This is a genomic window from Pseudomonas sp. HAR-UPW-AIA-41, assembly GCF_002304225.1.
In the GTDB taxonomy this organism is placed as follows: domain Bacteria; phylum Pseudomonadota; class Gammaproteobacteria; order Pseudomonadales; family Pseudomonadaceae; genus Aquipseudomonas.
This window is the reverse complement of sequence record NZ_NSLB01000008.1, coordinates 128,022-148,609: the sequence shown is the minus strand read 5'-3', so window position 1 is coordinate 148,609 and position 20,588 is coordinate 128,022. Positions and strand designations below refer to the sequence as shown.

Annotated in this window: 11 protein-coding genes and 2 pseudogenes; 10 read left to right on the top strand and 3 right to left on the bottom strand. The window is 63.9% G+C overall.

Annotation, left to right across the window (positions count from 1 at the left end):
- Window positions 1–99: 99 nt before the first annotated feature.
- Window positions 100–966, top strand: a pseudogene (locus tag CK486_RS15065) (2-oxo acid dehydrogenase subunit E2); the annotation flags it as partial.
- A 98-nt stretch (window positions 967–1,064) separates the two neighbouring features.
- Here the strand turns inward: CK486_RS15065 and CK486_RS15060 are convergent.
- Entirely contained in the window at window positions 1,065–1,544 is a 480-nt protein-coding gene (locus CK486_RS15060) for a hypothetical protein (protein ID WP_256574435.1), read from the bottom strand.
- Window positions 1,545–1,650: 106 nt separating this feature from the next.
- Here CK486_RS15060 and CK486_RS15055 point away from each other — a divergent pair, with 106 nt between their 5' ends.
- Both CK486_RS15055 and msrA read left to right on the top strand, forming a co-directional pair.
- The gene (locus tag CK486_RS15055; protein WP_095941123.1) at window positions 1,651–4,362 is read left to right on the top strand and encodes a bifunctional diguanylate cyclase/phosphodiesterase; all 2,712 of its coding nucleotides are present in this window, start codon (window positions 1,651–1,653) and stop codon (window positions 4,360–4,362) included.
- A 59-nt stretch (window positions 4,363–4,421) separates the two neighbouring features.
- Entirely contained in the window at window positions 4,422–5,069 is a 648-nt protein-coding gene (gene msrA, locus CK486_RS15050; RefSeq protein ID WP_095941122.1) for a peptide-methionine (S)-S-oxide reductase MsrA, read from the top strand.
- A gap of 3 nt (window positions 5,070–5,072) precedes the next feature.
- On the opposite strand, the gene CK486_RS15045 is transcribed toward msrA, so the two are convergent.
- Window positions 5,073–6,182 carry a nitronate monooxygenase family protein gene (locus CK486_RS15045; RefSeq protein ID WP_095941121.1) on the bottom strand — a complete coding sequence of 370 codons (1,110 nt, stop codon included), beginning with the start codon at window positions 6,180–6,182 and terminating at the stop codon, window positions 5,073–5,075.
- A 115-nt stretch (window positions 6,183–6,297) separates the two neighbouring features.
- On the opposite strand from CK486_RS15045, the gene CK486_RS15040 reads away from it, so the two are divergent.
- Genes CK486_RS15040 through CK486_RS15030 form a run of 3 tightly spaced genes read left to right on the top strand, consistent with a single transcriptional unit; the run spans window position 6,298 to window position 11,248 of the window.
- A complete protein-coding gene (locus tag CK486_RS15040; protein WP_095941120.1) occupies window positions 6,298–7,239 on the top strand; it encodes a LysR family transcriptional regulator in 942 nt (313 codons plus the stop codon).
- A gap of 49 nt (window positions 7,240–7,288) precedes the next feature.
- Window positions 7,289–8,557, top strand: a complete 1,269-nt coding sequence (locus CK486_RS15035; RefSeq protein WP_095941135.1) for an HD-GYP domain-containing protein — start codon at window positions 7,289–7,291, stop codon at window positions 8,555–8,557.
- Entirely contained in the window at window positions 8,558–11,248 is a 2,691-nt protein-coding gene (locus tag CK486_RS15030; RefSeq protein ID WP_095941119.1) for a response regulator, read from the top strand.
- Between the two features lie 2 nt (window positions 11,249–11,250).
- On the opposite strand, the gene CK486_RS15025 is transcribed toward CK486_RS15030, so the two are convergent.
- Window positions 11,251–12,099 carry a 23S rRNA (adenine(2030)-N(6))-methyltransferase RlmJ gene (locus CK486_RS15025; protein ID WP_095941118.1) on the bottom strand — a complete coding sequence of 283 codons (849 nt, stop codon included), beginning with the start codon at window positions 12,097–12,099 and terminating at the stop codon, window positions 11,251–11,253.
- 99 nt (window positions 12,100–12,198) lie between these two features.
- Between CK486_RS15025 and CK486_RS15020 the strand changes: the two genes are divergently transcribed.
- The 4 genes and pseudogenes from CK486_RS15020 (at window position 12,199) to mscK (ending at window position 20,563) form a co-directional block, all read left to right on the top strand.
- Complete coding sequence (locus CK486_RS15020; protein ID WP_095941117.1) at window positions 12,199–13,233, top strand: nitronate monooxygenase family protein; 1,035 nt, start codon at window positions 12,199–12,201, stop codon at window positions 13,231–13,233.
- A gap of 80 nt (window positions 13,234–13,313) precedes the next feature.
- Window positions 13,314–15,131, top strand: a complete 1,818-nt coding sequence (locus CK486_RS15015) for an acyl-CoA dehydrogenase (protein WP_095941116.1) — start codon at window positions 13,314–13,316, stop codon at window positions 15,129–15,131.
- Between the two features lie 170 nt (window positions 15,132–15,301).
- Window positions 15,302–17,046, top strand: a pseudogene (locus CK486_RS15010) (potassium/proton antiporter).
- A 181-nt stretch (window positions 17,047–17,227) separates the two neighbouring features.
- Window positions 17,228–20,563, top strand: coding sequence for a mechanosensitive channel MscK (gene mscK, locus CK486_RS15005; protein WP_095941115.1), 3,336 nt, complete (start codon window positions 17,228–17,230; stop codon window positions 20,561–20,563).
- Window positions 20,564–20,588 lie beyond the last annotated feature (25 nt).

Genomic DNA, 20,588 nt, shown 5'->3' with positions numbered 1-20,588 from the left:
ATGCCGCCGGCGCCATCGTCATTCCGCGCCTGCAGAACAGCTCGCTTGCCCGCATGGCCACCGATCAGGGCGGGCGCTATGCCAGCCTGAGCCTGGATGTTCGGCGTCGACCTGAGCCTCGTCAAGGGCACCGGTCCGAAAGGCCGGGTGCTCAAGGAAGACGTGCAGCAGTTCGTCAAACAGCAACTGCTCAAGGCCAAGGATGCACCGGCGGCAGCCACCGGCGGTGCCGGCATTCCGCCGATCCCGGAGGTGGACTTCAGCAAGTTCGGCCCGGTCGAAGAAGTACCGATGACCCGCCTGATGCAGGTCGGCGCCGCCAACCTGCACCGCAGCTGGCTCAACGTGCCGCACGTGACCCAGTTCGACAACGCCGACATCAGCGAGGTCGAGGCCTTCCGTGTGGCACAGAAGGCAGCCGCCGAGAAGGCCGGGGTCAAACTGACCATCCTGCCGATTCTGCTCAAGGCCTGCGCCCACCTGCTGCGCGAACTGCCGGACTTCAACAGCTCGCTGGCCCCCAGCGGCAAGGCACTGATCCGCAAGGGCTACGTGCATATCGGCTTTGCCGTGGACACCCCGGACGGCCTGCTGGTGCCGGTGATCCGCGACGTCGACCGCAAGAGCCTGCTGCAGCTGGCGGCCGAGGCGGCTGATCTGGCCGAGAAGGCGCGCAGCAAGAAACTCTCGGCCGACGCCATGCAGGGCGCTTGCTTCACCATCTCCAGCCTCGGCCATATCGGCGGCACCGGCTTCACGCCGATCGTCAATGCGCCGGAGGTGGCGATCCTCGGCGTGAGCAAGGCGAGCATGCAGCCGGTCTGGGATGGTCAGGCCTTCCAGCCGCGCCTGCTGTTGCCGCTGTCGCTGTCCTACGACCACCGGGTAATCAACGGTGCCGCGGCGGCGCGCTTCACCAAGCGCCTCGGCGAGGTACTGGCAGATATCCGCACACTGCTGCTGTAACGCCAGCGCTGAAACCACAAAACCCCGCCATGGCGGGGTTTTGTTTGGTCAGGCATGCGCGGCAGAGCGCCCTGCGTTAAGGAACGAGAATGAGTGAATCAGCCCTTCTGGATATTGCGGATCAGGAAGGTCAGCCCCTTGGCCAGCTCGGCCGCACCGTCCAGGTCACGCACGATGGTCAGCAGGGGCTGACGGTCGACCGGATTGAACAGCACGCAGCGGATACCACCGGCCGGACACTCGTAACGCACGAAAGGATCGACACCGAAGACATCGACCCGCTGATTGCGCACCGAGCGCTCCACGCTATCGGGCACCCGGTTTTCCTCGCGCACCAGCAGCTGGCCGGCTTTGCCGACCTGCAGGCTGTAGAGCAAGTCGCGCCGATCGCTCTGCCCCACCTGATAACCGGCACGCAGGGCGTAGCTGGCCAGCAGCGAATTGCAGTGCTTGAGCAGCGCCTGACGTTCGCTACCGGTCAGGTAGAGCTTCTTCAGGCCCGCCAGATAGGCCGCCTGCTCGCCACCGTCCGAGAGGCTGACGGGCTCATTTGCCCAGACCGGGGCGAGCACGGACATTGCCGTCAGAAGAACAGCGCCAATAGCTTGTCTTGCCAGTCGTAATTGCATCGTGCACCCTTGGCTCATGTCAGACCAACGTAGTAGGCCGAATCCAAGGAGCATAATGGATACGGCCGACCAAGTGAAAAGCCCCGCAGAGCGTCAGCCACTCGCAGGCCGCGAGGATGTGACGCAGTTAGCCACACCGGAACATCTGGGTCTGCTCGCATTCGAGCGCCTGAATGCCCCTGGCTGGCATCTGCTTTATCTGGACCCCAGCTGCCATGCTCGCTGGGGCGTTCCCGCACGCGACCTATGCGGCCTGATCGGCACCCCTTACGCCAGCCTGATGGATGCGGCACAACGACTGCAGCTGCATCAGGAAATCCAACAGCAACTCGACGCCCAGGGGCGTTATCAGGTGCGCTACTGGCTGCATGCCCCCAGTGGTAGCCGCCAGTTGGTCGAACTGGGCGAACGTCACCAGCAAGGCACACAGGAGTTGCTGCGCGGTTACCTGTTTGAACAGCCAACCGCCCAGGAACCCGCACCGGCCCTGCAACAGCTGCAAGCGCAGAACCAGCGACTGCGCACCGCACTGGAAGCCTATCAACGCACCCAGGATGATCACCTGCAGCATCTGATCCGCTCACGCGCCCAGCAGAACCTGATCGTGCGCCTGGCCCAGCACCGCTATGCCAGCGACGACCCCCTGCGTGAGGCCGCCGAGCTGATCACCCGCAGCGCCTGCGACCTCTATGGCGTCAGCCGAGCCAGTCTGTGGCGCCTGCAGGGCGAACAACTGGTCGCGGTCAGCCTGTTCAACTGCGCCAGCAACCGGCATGAGCAGCCAGCCCCGCTGAATGCCTCCGCCTTCCCGGCCTACTTCGCTGCCCTGCACAGCGGCCGCGCCATCGACGCGCAGAATGCCTGGGAGGACCCGCGCACCCGCGAACTGGCCGACAGCTACCTCAAGCCGCAGGGTATTCAGGCCATTCTCGATGCCGGCGTGCGCATCGACGGCGAACTGGTCGGCGTACTGTGCCTGGAACACAGCAACGGCACCCGCCACTGGCAGAGCGACGAGATCGGTTTTGCCGGCGAGCTGGCCGATCTCTATGCGCAGATCATCATCAGCCAGCAGCACCGTCAGGCCAGCAAGGCCCTGCACCTGTTCAAGCGTGCCGTGGAGCAGAGCGCCAGCGCCTTCCTGCTGATCGACCGCGACGGCCGGGTGACCTACGCCAACCCCAGCTTCACCGCCATCACCCAGTACAGCGAGGCGGAAGTTCAAGGCCAACTGATCGGCGAGCTGCCGGCGTTGGAGAACCTTGCCGAACTGCTGTTCAACAGCAGCAACAGCCTGGGCCAGCACAACCGCTGGCATGGTGAGTTCCGCTGCCGGCGCAAGAACCTCGAGCCTTACTGGGCCCGTCTCTCGCTGTCCAAGGTGCTCGACAGTCAGGGGCAACTGACCCACTACATCGGCATTTACGAAGACATAACCGAAAGCCGTCAGGCGCTGCAGCGCATCGAGAAGCTGGCCTTCAGCGACAGTCTGACCGGCATGGGCAATCGCCCCTACTTCATCCGTCATTTGGAACAGCACTTCAGCGATCAAGGCGACCGCCCACTGAGCCTCCTGCTGGTAGACATCGACAACTTCAAGCGGATCAACGATAGCCTCGGTCATCCGACCGGCGACAAACTGCTGGTCAGCCTGGCCAAACGCCTGCGCAACACTCTGGGCCCTGCGCACCTGCTGGCGCGCCTGGCCAGTAACGAATTCGCCGTGGTGCTCGATGGCGCCGATCTGGCCAGCGGCCAGCAGATCGCCGCTAGTCTGCTCAACACTCTGGAAAAGCCGCTGTTCATCGACAACCACCTGATCAACGTCAGCGGTTCCCTCGGCCTGGCCTGCGCGCCGCTGCACAGCAACGATCCGCAGACCCTGATCAAGCAGGCGGGCCTGGCTCTGCACAAGGCCAAGGCCAACGGCAAGCACCAACTGCAAGTGTTCAACGAACAACTGACGGCCGAGGCCAGTCACAAGCTGTTTCTGGAAAGCAACCTGCGCCGCGCCCTTGCTCAAGGTGAGCTGCAGGTGTTTTACCAGCCCAAGCTGTGCCTGAAGAGCGGCCGTCTGCTGGGTCTGGAAGCCCTGCTGCGCTGGCAGCACCCGCAGAAGGGCATGATCCGCCCCGACCAGTTCATTCAGGTTGCCGAGGAAACCGGGCTGATCATCCCGATCGGCAAATGGGTGGTACGCCAGGCCTGTCAGATGAGCCGGCAACTGGAACTCTGGGGCATGCCCGACGTGCAGATCGCCATCAACCTGTCGCCCCGCCAGTTCAGCGACCCGGAACTGGTCGCCTCGATCCGCCAGATCCTCGAAGAGGAACGCCTGACCGGCGAACGCATCGAACTGGAGCTGACCGAATCGCTGCTGCTGGATGCCACCGATGCCACACGTCTGCAACTCGAAGCCCTGAAAAGCCTCGGCTTGACCCTGGCCATGGATGATTTCGGCACCGGCTACTCGTCGCTGAGCTACCTGAAGAAGTTCCCCATCGACGTGATCAAGATCGACCGCAGCTTCATCCGCGACATCCCGACCAATCAGGATGACATGCAGATCACTGCGGCCGTGGTGGCCATGGCCCACAGCCTGCGCCTGAAAGTGGTGGCCGAAGGCATCGAGAGCGCCGAACAGCTGACTTTCCTGCGCCGCCAGAACTGCGATATCGGCCAGGGCTACCTGTTCGACCAGCCGATCGACGGTCGCCACCTGCTCGCCCGCCTGCAGCAATATACCGGCAAACTCGGAAACGATTGAGCGGTAGCCGTTTCGGCGCGACACAGCGACACTGAAGGTTCAGTCCAAGGAGTCCGACCATGGTCCTGCGCTCACGCATCCTCACCGAGAAACTCGCCCTGCCCACCGCCGAGCAGGCCCTGCCCGGGCGCAGCACGCCACTGCCGGTGCCGGCGCGGCACTTTGTCAATGGCAATGCCCTGCAGGGCCCGTTTCCCGAGGGGCTGCAACAGGCCGTCTTTGCCCTTGGCTGTTTCTGGGGCGCCGAACTGCGCTTCTGGCAGCAGCCCGGCGTGTGGAGCACGGCGGTCGGCTACGCCGGTGGCCTGACGCCAAACCCGACCTACGAGGAAGTCTGCTCCGGTCTGACCGGCCACACCGAAGTGGTGCTGGTGGTATTCGACCCGCAACTGACCAGTTACCAGGCCCTGCTCAAGGTGTTCTGGGAAGCACACAACCCGACCCAGGGCATGCGCCAGGGCAACGACATCGGCACCCAGTACCGCTCGGCCATCTACACCTTCGACGACGCCCAGCAAAGCGCCGCCGAAGCCAGCCGGGCGGCCTTCCAGCAGGCGCTGGATCAGGCTGGCCTCGGCCAGATCACCAGCGAGATCGCCCCTGCCGGACCGTTCTATTACGCCGAGGCCTACCACCAGCAGTACCTGGCCAAGAATCCCGGCGGCTACTGCGGTCTGGGTGGCACCGGAGTGTGCCTGCCGGACTGAGGCTTAAAGGCCTCCCAGCAGCGTCTGCGCCTGCTCTTCCAATGCAGTCAGCAGCGCTGCGGCCGTGCGGTGACGCAACAGTCCAGCGGACTGCCCGGACCACAGCGACATCAACTCGGGGCGCTGCTGGGCGACAGCGGCACGCTTCAGCTCTGCGGTGAGACTGTTGAGCAGTGGATAGCCCGGCAACCGGTCCTTCACAGCCTGCAACCGCTCGACAAACTGGTTGCGGATGCCACGCGCCAGGCGCCCGCTGAACACCCGGGTCAGCACCGTGTCGTTCGCCTGCGGCTGGAACAGGCTGGCGCGCTGCACCGCACTGGCGGCCGACTCTTCACAGGCCAGAAATGCCGTCCCAAGCTGAACACCCTGAGCCCCCAGCAACAGCGCCGCCGCCATGCCGCGCCCATCGGCTATGCCACCTGCGGCAAGCACCGGAATCCGCACGGCATCCACCACTTGCGGCAATAGGGAAAACAGACCGATCAGCCCCCGCTCAGGCGGTTCAAGGAACGCGACACGGTGCCCGCCGGCCTCCGCGCCGCTGGCCACCAGCATGTCCACCCCAGCCTCCTCCAGCGCACGCGCCTCGGCCACCGTAGTTGCTGCTCCCAGCGTGAGAATGTCCAACTGACGGCAACGGCGCAGCACATCGGCCGGCGGTATGCCGAAAACGAAACTGAACACCGCCGGACGCGCCTCCAGCAGCGCCTCCATCTGCTCGCGTTCATCCGGCCAGGCCGCCGGCGGAGCCTCGGGCAGGGCAAGACCGAGCTCCTCATAGAAGGGCGCCAGCAAGGCCAGCGCCTGGGCGAACGACTCGGCGTCGATATGCCTTTGCTGGCGATAGGCGCAGGGCATCCACAGGTTGAGAGCAAAGGGCGCTGCAGTGCGGGCGCGCACTTTCGACGCCGTTTCCAGCAGCGCCTGTGGCGTTAGGTGATGCACACCAAAAGAGCCGAGCCCACCGGCATCGGCTACCGCCCCCACCAGCTCCACCGACGACAAACCGCCACCCAGCGGCCCCTGCACAACGGGTAGGCGCAGACCGAGCCGGCGAGTCAGCTCGGTATCCCATACCTTGATTTTTGGTGACGCTGCATTCCGTGACATAGCCGACTCTCCCATGAGTAAACAGCCAAAGGGCTGACATGCCGCACAGGGTATTTGCAATCACGAGCGCATCAAACACACTCAACATCAATTCACTTGATACACGGAGTCACAAATGGCGCGGCAATTCAGCGATCTTCAGCTGGGCAGTCTGGAGCTGTTCTGCCTTGCGGCCGAGCACAGCAGCTTCACCGCTGCCGCCCAAGTTGCCGGCCTCACGCCAGCGGCGGTCAGCCGTGGCATCGCACGCCTGGAACAACGCCTGGGCAACCGGCTGTTTATCCGCACTACCCGGCAGATCCGCCTAAGCGAGGCTGGCCGCAGCTACTACCGGGAGTGCCGCGCCGCTCTGCAACAACTGGGCGAAGCCGAGCGCCAGCTGGCCGGCCAGCAACTTCAGCCCAGCGGCCTGCTGCGTCTGAGCCTGCCCACCAGCTACGGCGAGCGGCGCATCCTGCCGCTGCTGCCACGCTTTCAGCAGCGCTACCCACAGCTGCAACTGGAGCTGCAGCTGAGCAACCACAATATCGATTTCACCCGCGATGACTTCGACCTAGCCATCCGGGCCCGCGCCCAGCCGGACTCCAGCCTGATCGCGCGCAAGCTCGAAGATGCAGAACTGGTTGTGGTGGCGGCCCCCGACTATCTGGCCCGCCACGGAACGCCGCAGACCCCCGAAGAGCTGGGTGAGCATCAGTGCATCCGCTTTCTCCTGCCGCGCACCGGCCGCACGGTGCCCTGGTGTTTCCGCCGCGCTGGCCGGGAATTCGAGCGGCTGCCGCGCGGCCACTTTGCCTGCAGCGACGACCTGCAGGCCGGGGTCAGCCTGGCGCGGCATGGCGGCGGGCTTTACCAGTGCTATCGCTTCATGGTCGAGGACGAGCTGCGCAGCGGTCAGTTGCGTACCCTGCTGGACGACTTCGGCGGTTGCAGTCGGCCGTTCTCCCTAGTCTACCCACAGCAGCGCCAACCCAGCCCGCGCCTGCGGGTGCTGGTGGATTTTCTCCTGACAGAGCTCGCGCCCATCGGCAAAGCCCGCCTGCCCCAGCTAGACTGAGCAGATTAAGCCGGGCGTGGCCTGGCACTGCGCCAGCTATGGGGAAGGCATGTCTGCAGACGCGCTCTATGTCACACCTGATCAACTCTGTATAGGCCTCTACATCCACCTCGACCGAGGCTGGATGGAGCACTCGTTTACCTTCAGCAGCTTCAAGATCAAGGACGAAGCACAGCTACTTGCCGTTCGCGCCCTCGGTCTGCCGCGTTTGCGCTATGACCCCAAGCGCAGTGACGTCAAACCACTGCCCCTGCCGGCTACGCCACCACAGGTAGCACCTCCGCCCCCCGAGCCCAGTGCAGAAGAAGTCGCGGCACTGCAGGCCAAGCAGGCACGCGTCGAACAATTGCGTGCGCTACGCAGGCAACTGGCAGAAGTCGACAAACAGTTCCAGCAGGCAAGCCAGACCGTCAAAAACATCAACCGGAATATTCGCAGTCAGCCGCGCGAAACCCTGCGCCAAGCCGAAGAGCTGGTCGACCAGATGGTTACCGCCATGCTGGGTGAAAGCACAGTGCTGATGCATGCATTGAACGGTAAAGCTGGTGAAGACGCCTATTTCCATTCGCTGAACGTCACCGTGCTGTCGATCATGCTCGCGCGCATCCTTCAGTTCAGTCGCGAGGACACCCTGCAATTGGGGATTGGCGCACTGCTCCACGACATCGGCAAAATTGAAATCCCGTCGAAAATACTGCTCAAGACAGAGCCTTTGACCAAGCCAGAGCAAAGCCTGCTGCAGCTGCATTGCGAATATGGCATCAAGCTGAGTAAGCCGATGGAGCTGACCGGCGAAGCCCTGCGGGTGATCCTGGAGCACCATGAGTTTTGTGACGGGACCGGCTACCCACGTGGCCTCAAGGGCCCGCAAATCAGCCCATTGACCCGCGTGGTCAGTATCGCCAATCAATACGACAACCTGTGCAACCCGAGCAATCTGGCTGATGCACTGACCCCGCATGAAGCGCTGTCGCGCATGTTCGCCCAGCAACGCACGCGCTTTGACGAGGTGGCCCTAAAAGCGTTTATCCGCTGCCTGGGCGTCTACCCTCCGGGCTGCATTGTGCAGCTGTCCAACGAAATGATCGGTTTGGTACTGGCAGTCAATCCGAACAAACCCCTGCGCCCCACAGTGGTTGTGCATGATCCGGAGGTTCCCAAGGAGGAAGCCATCATTCTCGACCTGGAACAGGACCATGAGCTGAACATCAGCAAAAGCCTGCGTCCCGGCCAACTGCCCCGGGAGATCTACAATTACCTGAGTCCGCGTCAGCACGTGACCTACTACTTCGACCCGCAGCAGGGCAGCACGCCTTAAATGAGCAACCCCGGTCCCGCCGCAATCGCCCAGGCGATCTTCGCCCATTACGAGCAGGCCATGCTGGTGGTCGACCCCGCGTCGCTGTGCGTCATAGAAGCCAACCCACCGGCCTGCCAGGCCCTGGGCTACAGCCGCGAAGCACTGCTGCAGCTGCCGATCACCGAGATTGAGTCGTCGATTCAGGACCTGTTCTTCTGGGACGAAGTGCGCGACGGCCAGATCAGCGATCTGACTGCCGTCGAAGGTGAATACCGGCGCCAGGACGGCTCACTGATCAGTGTGGAAAAAAGCCTGCGGCAGATGCTCGTGGGCGAGCAGTCACTGCTACTGCTGAGCTTTCGCGATGCAGCACCGCAAAAGGCGGTGAACGAGGCACTGGAGCACTCCACCTCGTTGCTAGCAGCCACCCTTGAAGCTACCGCCGAAGGCATTCTGGTCACACGCCTGGATGGTGGCATCAGCAACATGAACCGGCACTTCGCCCGCATGTGGCAGATTCCCGAGGCCCTGCTGGTGGCGGGCGTTGATGCCTCGATCCTGGCCTTCCTCGACAGCCAGCTGGAGCCAGGCCTGCAAGCCGTGGTCGAGCTGGCCCAACATGCCAGTGACGACCCCAGCCAGTTCGTCACCCTGTCACTGCTGGATGGCCGCTACTTCGAGCGACACCGCATCCCGCTGTACATCAATCGCCAGCTGCAGGGGCAGGTCTTCAGCTTCCGTGATGTGACGCAGCGCATTCGCAAAGAGGTAGAACTGGAGCAGGCGATCCAGGCCGCTGAAGCCGCCAACCGAGCCAAGAGTGCTTTCCTTGCGGTGATGAGCCATGAGATTCGCACGCCCATGAACGGCATTCTCGGCATGCTCGACCTGACCCTGGACACGCCGCTCGGCAACGAGCAGCAGCGCTACCTGGAGATGGCCAAACTCTCTGCCGATGCGCTGCTCAATATCATCAACGACATCCTCGATTTCTCGAAGATCGAAGCCGGCAAACTTGAACTCCACACCGAGCCCTTCGACATCGCGGCCACCTGCTGGGAAGCCCTACAGCTCCTCACCGTGCGCGCCGAAGAGAAGGGCTTGGCACTGATCCTCGATATTGCTCCAGAGGTCCCGGCGCTTCTGCTCGGCGACAGCGGCCGGCTGCGGCAGATCGTGATCAACCTGGTTGGTAACGCCATCAAATTCACCGAGCGCGGCAGCGTGCGCCTGTGCCTCGAACTGCAGGCCGACGGCAGCCTGCACGGCCGGGTGATCGATACCGGCATCGGCATTGCCGAAGAGGCCCAGGCCAGTATCTTCGAGGCCTTCAGCCAGGCAGACAGCTCCATCTCGCGCAAATTCGGCGGCACCGGCCTGGGCCTGTCCATCGTCGGCCGCCTGGTGCAGCTCATGCACGGCCAGTTGTGGCTGGAAAGTCAGGAGGGCCAAGGCTCGACCTTTCACTTCCGTCTGTATCTGCCAGCGCAACCGGATACCCCCGCGCAACCACGCCCCAACGATGAGCAACTAATGGCACTGCGCGACCTGCCGGTATTGGTTGTGGAAAGCCAGGGCGAACTGCGCCAGTTGCTCTGCCGTTGCCTGGAAGATTGGCAGCTACAGCCAGTGGGCGCCGCTAATCTGGTGGAGGCCATGACCCTGCTGGCCGAGGCTCCCACGCTCAAGCTGGCCGTGATCGACAGTCGCCTGGAGGATGGCGACGGTTTTCTCCTTGCCGACGAACTCCAACGCAGTCATGGGCTGGCACCACTGATGCTGCTCAACTCTACCCTGCTAGGCACAGACAGCCAGCGCTGCAGCGATCTCAACCTCAGCCACTTGAGCAAACCGCTGGCCAAACCCGAGCTGCTTGATGCCCTGCTGCGCCAGCTAGGGCTGGTCTGCGGCGAGACTCCTTCCAGAGTGGCTTCCAACAGCAGTGTGCAACTCCCCCCTCTGGACATCCTGTTGGTGGAAGACAACGAGATCAATGCCATGCTGGCGTGCAAGCTGCTGGAACGTCACCAACACCGCATCATGGTGGCGCACAACGGTATCGAGGCCCTGGCAATGCTCGACATGTGCCGATTCGACCTGGCCTTCATGGACATGTACATGCCGGAAATGGGTGGGCTGGAAGCTACTCAACAGATTCGCGCACGCGAAGCCGGCAGTGCGCAGCACCTGCCCATCATTGCCATGACGGCCAATGCCATGGACAGCGACCGTGACGCCTGCCTGGCCGCTGGCATGGATGCTTTCATCAGCAAGCCGATCAACCGCGACCAGCTGTACAGGGTGATGGCCGACGTACTGCAGGGACGTGCCGACCATTACAACACGACTCTCTGCGTGGCCTCGGCCGAAACCGACATGTTCGACTACGCCCAGGCGCTAGAACGGGTCGATCCATTCGTGTTACAGGTCATCGGCCAGCACTTTCTTGATGATCTTCAGGCCGGCTACCTGGACAAGCTGCAGCAGGCTTTCACAGAAGATGATCAGGACAGCCTGCGGATAACGGCACATTCGCTCAAGTCACTGCTCGGCAGTTTCGCCCTGACTCCCGCCCAGCAGCTCAGTGACCGCATTGAGGAGCTTGGCAAACAAAAGCGGGCCAGCGAAGCAGGGCCTCTGCTGGCAAGGCTGCAGGCTGAGGCCGAGCGCTTTCGACCGCTGCTGCGTGAGCGCCTGAACAACCTCTGAGGTCAGGCCGGCTTTTTCTCTTCGATTACCCAGTCCAGTTGCCAGCTGCCCTGACTCTGCGCCAGCTGCGTGGCCAGCCAGGGCAGCCACTCGAGCAGCTCGGCCTCCAGCCCCCACGGCGGATTGGCAATGGCCAGACCGGAGCCATTGAGGCCCAGCGGGTTGTCCACCGGGTGCACGTAGAGTTCGGCGCGCAGCAGCTTGGGCGCGTTGCTCGCCGCCAGCAGCTGGTAGAAGCGCTTGAGCTGGCGCTGATCCTTGATCGGATACCAGATCACCACGATGGCCTGACGCATGCGGCCGATGGCTTCGTTGAGCGACTGCACGCAGCGCTCCAGCTCGTCGGCCTGTTCGAACGGCGGGTCGATCAGCATCAGCACACGCTTCTCGGCGGTGGGCAGCAGCGCCCGCGCCAGGTGCCAGCCTTCGCCCAGGTGCACGGCCACGCGGCGGTCGAGGGCCATGTTGTCCTTGAGCAGACGGCCATCCTCGGGGTGCTTCTCATTGACGTGCAGGCGGTCCTGCGGCCGGCTCAGGCAACGCGCCAGCTCCGGCGAGCCGGGGTAGTAACGCAGCTCGCCATCGGGATTGAGCTCATCAATCACGCGCAGGTAATCGGCCAGCGCCGGCGGCAGGTCATCGCGATGCCAGAGGCGCGCGATGCCCTCCAGGTATTCGCCGGTGCGACTGGCCTGATCGCCCTGCAAGTCGTACAGACCGACCCCGGCGTGACTGTCGAGGTAGGCGAAAGGCGCCTCCTTCTTGCCCAGCAGGGCGAGAATGCGCGACAGGGTCAGATGCTTGAGCACATCGGCATGGTTGCCGGCATGGAAGGCGTGGCGGTAGTTCATGGTGGGGACTCCTCGAAGCCGGCAGTTTACCCGCCCCGCCCCCGGCCGGCGACCACCGGGTCTGCTAGATTAGCGCCCTGCGCCTAATGGAGAGCGACGATGACACTGCAAGACCTGCTGGGGATCGAACTGCCCATCATCCAGGCACCGATGGCGGGCGTGCAGGGCAGTGCCCTGGCCATCGCCGTCAGCCATGCCGGCGGGCTCGGCTCGCTGCCCTGCGCCATGCTCGACGCCGCGGCGCTGCAGCGCGAGCTGGCGACCCTATCGGTTCATCAGCCACGGCCATTCAACCTGAATTTCTTCTGCCACAGCCAACCACCGGTGGATGCTCGGCGGGAACAGCAGTGGCGCGCGCTGCTGGCGCCCTACTACCGCGAACTGGAACTGGACCCGGAAGCGGTCAGCCCGGCGCCGGCGCGTCAGCCCTTCAGTCATGCCATTGCCGATCTGCTGGAGGATCAACCGCCGGCGGTGATCAGCTTCCACTTCGGCCTGCCCGAGCCGGACCTGCTGCAGCGGGTCAAAGGCTGGGGCAGCAAGGTGCTGTCCAGTGCCACCACCGTGGCCGAAGCCCGCTGGCTGGAAGCCCATGGCGCGGATGCCATCATTGCCCAGGGCCTGGAGGCCGGCGGGCATCGGGGAATGTTTCTCGACCATGATCTGAACAATCAGCTCGGCACCTTCGCCCTGCTGCCGCAGGTGGTGCAGGCCGTCGCGGTGCCCGTGATTGCCGCCGGTGGCATTGCCGATGCACGTGGTGTGGCCGCTGCTCTGGCGCTGGGCGCCGCCGGCGTGCAGGTCGGCACGGCCTACCTGCTGTGCCCGGAGTGCAGCACCAGCGCCGTGCATCGCGCCGCCCTGCAGAACGAGGCAGCCACCACGGCACTGACCACCCTGTTCAGCGGCCGCCCGGCACGCGGCATCGTCAACCGTATGATGCGCGAGCTGGGGCCGCTGCATCCACTGGCTCCGGCCTTTCCGCTGGCTACTGCCGGGGTCGCGCCGCTGCGGGCCACCGCCGAAGCCAGAGGCAGCGGTGACTTCTCGCCGCTCTGGGCCGGGCAGAATGTCAGCGGTTGCCAGGCCATCCCGGCCGCCGAGCTGACCCGTGCCCTGATGGCCGATCTCTGAGCCTTAATCAATCAGCTGAATAGTGCTGGGCGACCATGATTGACCTGCCTAGACTGCCGCGACAACCTGGAGGCCCGATCATGTCCGAGACCCTGCTCAGCTCCCGCAACCTCGCCTTCGAACTCTACGAAGTGCTGGATGCCCAAGCCCTGACCCAGCGCGAACGTTTCGCCGAACACAACCGCGAAACCTTTGACGCCGCCATCGCCACTGCCCGCGGCATCGCCGAGGAACTGTTCGCCCCGCACAACCGCAAGAGCGACGAGCATGAGCCGCAGTACGTGGACGGCGCGGCCGTGCTGATCCCGGAAGTCGAGCCGGCCCTGCGCGCCTTCCACGAGGCGGGCTTCCTCAACGCCACCCGCGACTTCGAGCAGGGCGGCATGCAGTTGCCCAACCTGCTGTCGCAGGCCTGCTTCGCCCACTTCCAGTCGGCCAACATCGCCACCAGCTCCTACTCGATGCTGACCATGGGCGTGGCCAACCTGATCGAAGCCTTCGGCAATGACGAGCAGAAGCGCAAGTACCTGCAGCCGATCATCGACGGCCGCTTCTTCGGCACCATGGCCCTGACCGAGCCGCACGCGGGCTCCTCGCTGTCGGACATCCGCACCCGCGCCGAGCCGCATGCCGATGGCAGCTACCGCATCAAGGGCAACAAGATCTTCATCTCCGGCGGCGACCAGCCGATCTCCGAGAACATCGTGCACATGGTGCTGGCCAAGCTGCCGGACGCCCCGCCCGGGGTGAAAGGCATCAGCCTGTTCATCGTACCCAAGTTCCTGGTCAACGAAGACGGCAGTCTGGGCAAGCGCAACGATGCCCTGCTGGCCGGCCTGTTCCACAAGATGGGCTGGCGTGGCACCACCTCCACCGCGCTGAACTTCGGCGATAACGGCGAGTGCGTCGGCTATCTGGTGGGCAAACCGCACCACGGCCTGTCCTACATGTTCCAGATGATGAACGAGGCGCGCATCGGCGTCGGCATGGGAGCAACCATGCTCGGCTATGCCGGCTACCTCTATTCGCTGGAGTACGCCCGCAACCGCCCGCAGGGCCGCCATGCCGATGGCAAGGACGCCACCAGCCCGCAGATTTCCATCGTCGAGCACGCCGATGTGCGCCGCATGCTGCTGACCCAGAAGGCCTATGTCGAAGGCGCCTTCGACCTCGGCCTTTACGCCGCCCGCCTGTTCGATGACACCCACACCCTGGAGACCGAACAGGAGCGTGCGCAGGCTCTGCAACTGCTCGACCTGCTGACCCCGATCGTCAAATCCTGGCCCTCGGAGTTCTGCCTCAAGGCCAATGAGCTGGCCATCCAGATTCTCGGTGGTCACGGCTACACCCGCGAGTACCCGGTGGAGCAGTACTACCGCGACAACCGCCTGAACCCGATCCACGAAGGTACCCACGGCATCCAGTCGCTGGACCTGCTCGGGCGCAAGGTGTCGATGAACAACGGCGCCGCACTCAAGCAACTGATGGCGCTGATCCAGGGTACCTGCCAGCGCGCAGAAGCCTTTACCTCGCTCAATGCCCTGCGCCAGCCGCTGGAGCAGCTGGTCAAGCGGCTGGGGGCGGTCACCCTGGCCCTGCTCGGCGACCTGATGGCCGGCAAGGTCAATCAGGGTCTGGCCAACTCGGCGCTGTACCTGAAGGTATTCGGTCATGCCGTGATCGGCTGGCGCTGGCTGGAGCAGGCCATTCGCGCCGAGGAAGGTCTGGCGCGGATTCAGAACGGCACGGGCGAGGCCGCGGATGTCGATTTCTATCAGGGCAAGCTGCAGGCCGCGCGCTACTTCCTGACCTGGGACGTGCCGGGCTGCCATCACGAACTGGCGATTCTCGAAGCCCGCGACGACACCTGCCTCGGTATGCGGGACGCCTGGTTCTAAAGACTCTCACTACCCGCCGTGCCTTGGTTCTGGCCGGCGGGCACTTGTGCCCCGCGCTGCGGGGCATTTTTTTACCCGCGATTTGCCAACCACGCCGCCATGGCAACACGCTAGAATCCCGATCAACGGCAAACCGCCGTGGTCATCCGTTTCAAGCTCAGGGGATTCGAGTGGACGCCAGCAGCATCAACAGCCTTTTTCTGATCGGCTCTGCACTGGTGGCCATGAGCATTCTGGTGAGCGCCTTCGGCTCACGCTTCGGCATCCCGATCCTCGTGGTCTTTCTTGCTGTCGGCATGCTCGCCGGCGAAGACGGCCCGGGCGGCATCATCTTCGATGACTACTCCACCGCCTATCTGGTCGGCAACCTGGCGCTGGCCATCATCCTGCTCGACGGCGGCATGCGTACCCGCGTTTCCAGTTTCCGCGTGGCCCTCTGGCCGTCGCTGTCGCTGGCCACGATCGGCGTACTGGTCACCGCCGGCCTGACCGGCATCGCCGCGGCCTGGCTGTTCGACCTGAGCTGGATGGAAGGCCTGCTGATCGGCGCCATCGTCGGCTCCACCGACGCCGCCGCGGTGTTCTCCCTGCTCGGCGGTCGCGGCCTCAACGAGCGGGTCAGCGCCACCCTGGAGATCGAGTCCGGCAGCAACGACCCGATGGCCGTGTTCCTGACTGTCACCCTGATCGGCGTGCTCGGCAGCTACGGCCATGCGCTGGACTGGACACTCGCCCTGCACCTGCTGCGCGACTTTTCCATCGGGGCCGCCTTCGGCCTGGGCGGCGGCTGGCTGCTGCTGCAACTGATCAACCGCATGAGTCTGGCCGGCGGCCTCTATCCGCTGCTGACGGTGAGCGGTGGCCTGATCATCTTCGCCAGCACCAACGCCGTCGGCGGCAGCGGCATTCTCGCCATCTACCTGGCAGGCCTGCTGCTGGGCAACCGGCCGATCCGCTCGCGCCACGGCATCCTGCATATGCTCGACGGCCTGACCTGGCTGGCGCAGATCGGCATGTTCCTGGTCCTCGGCCTGCTGGTCACGCCCCACGAGCTGCTGCCCATCGCCCTCCCGGCCCTGGGCCTGGCGCTGTGGATGATCCTGATCGCCCGGCCGCTGTCGGTGTTCCTCGGCCTGCTGCCCTTCCGCGCCTTCCACGACCGCGAGAAAGCCTTCATTGCCTGGGTCGGCCTGCGCGGCGCGGTACCGATCATTCTCGCGGTGTTCCCGCTGATGGCCGGCCTGGAAAATGCCCAGCTGTTCTTCAATGTCGCCTTCTTCATCGTGCTGGTGTCCCTGCTGCTGCAGGGCACCAGCCTGCCGCTGGCGGCCAAGTGGTTGCGGGTCACCGTACCGCCGGACCCGGCGCCTTTTTCCCGCGCGGTCTGGAAGTGCACCCGACCAGTGAGTGGGAACTGTTCATTTATCGTCTTGGCGCGGAAAAGTGGTGCATCGGCGCACCGCTGCGCGAGCTGAAAATGCCTGAAGGCACTCGTGTTGCCGCTCTGTTCCGCAGTCGCGAACTGCTGCACCCGTCCGGTAGTACGACGCTGGATGCCGGCGACATTCTCTGCGTACTCGGCCACGAACACGATCTGCCGGCGCTCGGCAAACTGTTCAGTCAGGCGCCCAAGCGCGGACAGGACCTGCGTTTCTTCGGCGACTTCATCCTCGAGGGCGAGGCGCGCCTGGCCGACGTGGCGGCGCTCTATGGCCTCAAGCTTGGCGAAGTGGATGGCACGCAGAATCTGGCCCGCTTCATGACCCACGAAATCGGCGGCGCGCCGGTGGTCGGCGACCAGGTGGAATGGAACGGCCTGACCTGGACCGTGGCGCAGATCGAAGACCACCGCGTGCGCAAGGTCGGTGTGCGCTTCCCGCAGGGCGCCAAGCCGGGGCCGATGCTCGGCTTTTAAACTTTTACAGCCAGCACCGGTCAGATGCAGTCCGATCGCTGTGCCGGCATTGGTAACGATCTGCATAGGCGAAGGCATTTGCGCAAATGCCTCCGCTGTGGCGGTATTCGCGCAAATAATGCCCCGCGTGCCACGCATTCTTTTTAAACTCTGCAACTTTCACGGCCATCCGAAGCACATCATGTCTGTATCCCTTCGCCTGCTCGCCACCACCCTTCTCAGCCTCTGCCTGTGCCTGCCCGCCGCAGCCCAGGAGCCGCCCAGCGCCAGCGAGGTGCAACAGCAGCTCGACAGCCTGGCCGACCGCAAGCTCAGCGAAGCGGAACAGAAGGCAATCAGCGAGACGCTGCAGGCGACCCTGACCCTGCTGGAGAACCGCGACAGCCATCTGAACCAGCTGGCCAATCTCAAGCGCAAGCTGGCCGATGCGCCACGCCAGATCAGTGCCACGCAGCAAGAGCTGGCACGAATCAAAGCCAACGAGCCGGTGGATATCGCCAAGCGCTATGCCAACCTGCGGGTACCGCAACTGGAGCAGTTGCAGTCAGAGCGCACCACCCAGCTGATGCTCTGGCAGAAAGACCTCAGCGAAGCCAGCAGCATGGCGCTCAACGCCCAGACCCGTCCGGAGCGGGCCCAGGCAAACATCAGCGCCAACCAGCTGCGCGCCCAGACCATCAATGCACAGCTCAAGAATGCCAAGGACAGCATTCCGCCACTCAAACGCGAAGCGAAACAGAAACTGTATGCCGAGCTGGCTGCACTGGACGCGCAAAGCCAGCTGCTGCGCCAGGAGCTGCAAAGCAACAGCCTGCTGCAGGACCTGAGCACCGGTCAGCGTGATCTGCTGACCCTGAAGATCGGCCGTCTGGAGCAGGAAAATCAGGCCCTGCAGTCGCTGATCAACGACAAGCGCCGCGCCGAATCGGAAAAAACCGTGGCCGAGCTGGCCAAGGAAAACCAGCAGGCCGGCAGTGACAACCTGCTCAGCCAGCAGAGCGCGGAGAACCTCAAGCTCTCCGACCACCTGCTGCGGACCACCGAACGTCTCAACGAGCTGACCCAGAAGAACCTGCAGACCCGCCAGCAGCTGGACAGCCTGGCACAGACTGAACAGGCGCTGGAGGAACAGATCAACGTGCTGCGCGGCAGCCTGCTGCTGTCACGCATCCTTTACCAGCAGAAACAGGCCCTGCCGACCGTCAAGGCCGACGGCAATCTGGCCGATGAAATCGCCGATATCCGCCTCTATCAGTTCGAGCTCAATCAGCGCCGTGACGAGCTGAGCAACCCCGAGCAATACCTCGATAAGCTGCTGAGCACCAGCAGCGAAAGCAGCCCGGAAATCCGTGCATCGCTGGAGGATATGCTCAAGCTGCGCGCCGATCTCTATGAGCGCCTGAGCCACAACCTCAACGCCCTGCTCAACGAATCCATCAACCTGCAGCTCAACCAGAAACAACTGCAGACCACCAGCCAGAGTCTGCGCGCCATCCTCGACGAACAGATGTTCTGGATTCCCAGCAACCGCCCGCTGGATCTGGCCTGGGTCAAGCAACTGCCAGAGCGCCTGAGTGAACAGGTGGTCAACCTGCCCTGGGGCGTGGTGATCAAGGACCTGATCAAGGGGCTGGGTGCCAAGCCATGGATCTTCATCCCGGTGCTGCTGGTCATCGCCGTGCTGCTCTGGCGGCGCAACGATCTCAAGCACCGCCTGGAAGCACTGGATCAGGACATTGGCCACTACAAGCGCGACAGCCAGCGCCACACGCCGCTAGCCCTGCTGTTCAACCTGCTGCTGGCCCTGCCCGGCTCACTGTTCCTGCTGCTCGCCGGCTTTGCCCTGCAGATCGACGGCCAGGGGCAGAACTCCTACCTGGGTGAAGCTCTCGCCGAAATGGCCCTCGCCTGGCTGGTGCTGTACACCAGCTTCCGCATCCTCAAACCCCATGGTGTGGCCGAACGCCACTTCCACTGGCCGCATGACGCTACCAATTTCGTCTACACGCAGATCCGCCGCCTTGGTCTGCTGGTCATCCCGCTGATCGCGGTGGTCACCGTAGCCGAACATCAGCCCGACAGCCTGGCCAAGGACAGCCTCGGCCTGTGCGTGGTCCTGCTCGGATATGCCTTGATGACACTGGTACTGGCGCGCCTGCTGTTCGGCGGTCCGGCCCGCGAACACGCGTCCCCCGTGCGCCTAATGCTCGGTCTGGCCTTCACCCTGCTGCCGCTGATGCTGATCGTGGCGATTGGCATGGGTTACTACTACACCGCACTGAAACTCACCGACCGCCTGATCGACACCCTCTACCTGCTGGTGGTGTGGATCATGGTCGAAGCTACCTTCGTTCGTGGCCTGTCGGTGGCGGCCCGTCGCCTGGCATACAACCGGGCTCAGGCCAAACGTCAGAACCAGCCCAAGGAAGGCGCCGAAGGCGGCGAAGTGGTGGAAACCCCGACGCTGGGCATCGAGCAGATCAACCAGCAGTCGCTGCGCCTGATCCGCCTGGCCCTGTTCGGCGTGTTCGGCGTTGCCCTGTATTGGGTATGGGCCGACCTGATCTCGGTGATCACCTACCTGGACCACATCACCCTCTACGAATACAGCAGCGGCACTGGCGATGCCGTCACCATGGTACCGCTGAGCCTGGGCGACCTGATCGTCGCACTGGTCATGGTCGGCCTGACCATTGCCCTGGCAAGCAACCTGCCGGGTCTGCTCGAAGTGCTGGTGCTCTCTCGCCTGTCGCTGGCCCAGGGCAGCGCCTACGCCACCACCACCCTGCTGTCCTACGCCATTTACGGCTTCGGTTTCGTCAGCACCCTCTCGGTACTGGGCGTCAGCTGGGACAAGCTGCAGTGGCTGGTCGCCGCCCTGTCGCTGGGTATCGGTTTCGGCATGCAGGAAATCTTCGCCAACTTCATTTCCGGCCTGATCATCCTGTTTGAGCGCCCGGTGCGCATCGGCGATACCGTGACCATCGGCAACCTGTCGGGCACGGTCAGCCGCATCCGCATCCGCGCCACCACCATTACCGACTTCGACCGCAAGGAAATCATCGTCCCGAACAAGACCTTCATCACCAGCCAGTTGATCAACTGGTCGCTGTCGGACACCGTCACCCGTGTCACCATCAAGCTGGGCGTGGCCTACGGCTCCGACCTCGATCTGGTGCGCCAGCTGCTGTTGCAGGCTGCCGGTAACAACCCGCGGGTACTCAAGGACCCTGCGCCAATCGTCTACTTCCTCAATTTCGGCGAGAGCACGCTGGACCACGAGCTGCGCATCCACGTCAACGAGCTGGCCGACCGCAACATGGCCATCGACGAGATCAACCGGGTCATCGACCGCGAGTTCACGGCAGCCGGTATCAACATCGCCTTCCGTCAGGTGGACGTCTACGTCAAGAACCTGGAAAACGATCAGGTCCTCGAGCACAAGGAACTGATCAAGGCCGCCGCAGCCGGGGCCACTGACAACAAGACGCCGCCACCAGCCGCCGATCCGGCCTGAGTGGGTGCCTGACTGGACGCCCCGG

Excerpts from the sequence above, each read along its gene's own strand:
- CK486_RS15035 (WP_095941135.1), top strand. The coding sequence starts at position 7,289 with ATGTCTGCAGACGCGCTCTATGTCACACCTGATCAACTCTGTATAGGC.
- CK486_RS15025 (WP_095941118.1), bottom strand. The coding sequence starts at position 12,099 with ATGAACTACCGCCACGCCTTCCATGCCGGCAACCATGCCGATGTGCTC.
- mscK (WP_095941115.1), top strand. The coding sequence starts at position 17,228 with ATGTCTGTATCCCTTCGCCTGCTCGCCACCACCCTTCTCAGCCTCTGC.
- CK486_RS15055 (WP_095941123.1), top strand. The coding sequence starts at position 1,651 with ATGGATACGGCCGACCAAGTGAAAAGCCCCGCAGAGCGTCAGCCACTC.
- CK486_RS15020 (WP_095941117.1), top strand. The coding sequence starts at position 12,199 with ATGACACTGCAAGACCTGCTGGGGATCGAACTGCCCATCATCCAGGCA.
- CK486_RS15060 (WP_256574435.1), bottom strand. The coding sequence starts at position 1,544 with ATGTCCGTGCTCGCCCCGGTCTGGGCAAATGAGCCCGTCAGCCTCTCG.
- msrA (WP_095941122.1), top strand. The coding sequence starts at position 4,422 with ATGGTCCTGCGCTCACGCATCCTCACCGAGAAACTCGCCCTGCCCACC.
- CK486_RS15015 (WP_095941116.1), top strand. The coding sequence starts at position 13,314 with ATGTCCGAGACCCTGCTCAGCTCCCGCAACCTCGCCTTCGAACTCTAC.
- CK486_RS15040 (WP_095941120.1), top strand. The coding sequence starts at position 6,298 with ATGGCGCGGCAATTCAGCGATCTTCAGCTGGGCAGTCTGGAGCTGTTC.
- CK486_RS15045 (WP_095941121.1), bottom strand. The coding sequence starts at position 6,182 with ATGTCACGGAATGCAGCGTCACCAAAAATCAAGGTATGGGATACCGAG.
- CK486_RS15030 (WP_095941119.1), top strand. The coding sequence starts at position 8,558 with ATGAGCAACCCCGGTCCCGCCGCAATCGCCCAGGCGATCTTCGCCCAT.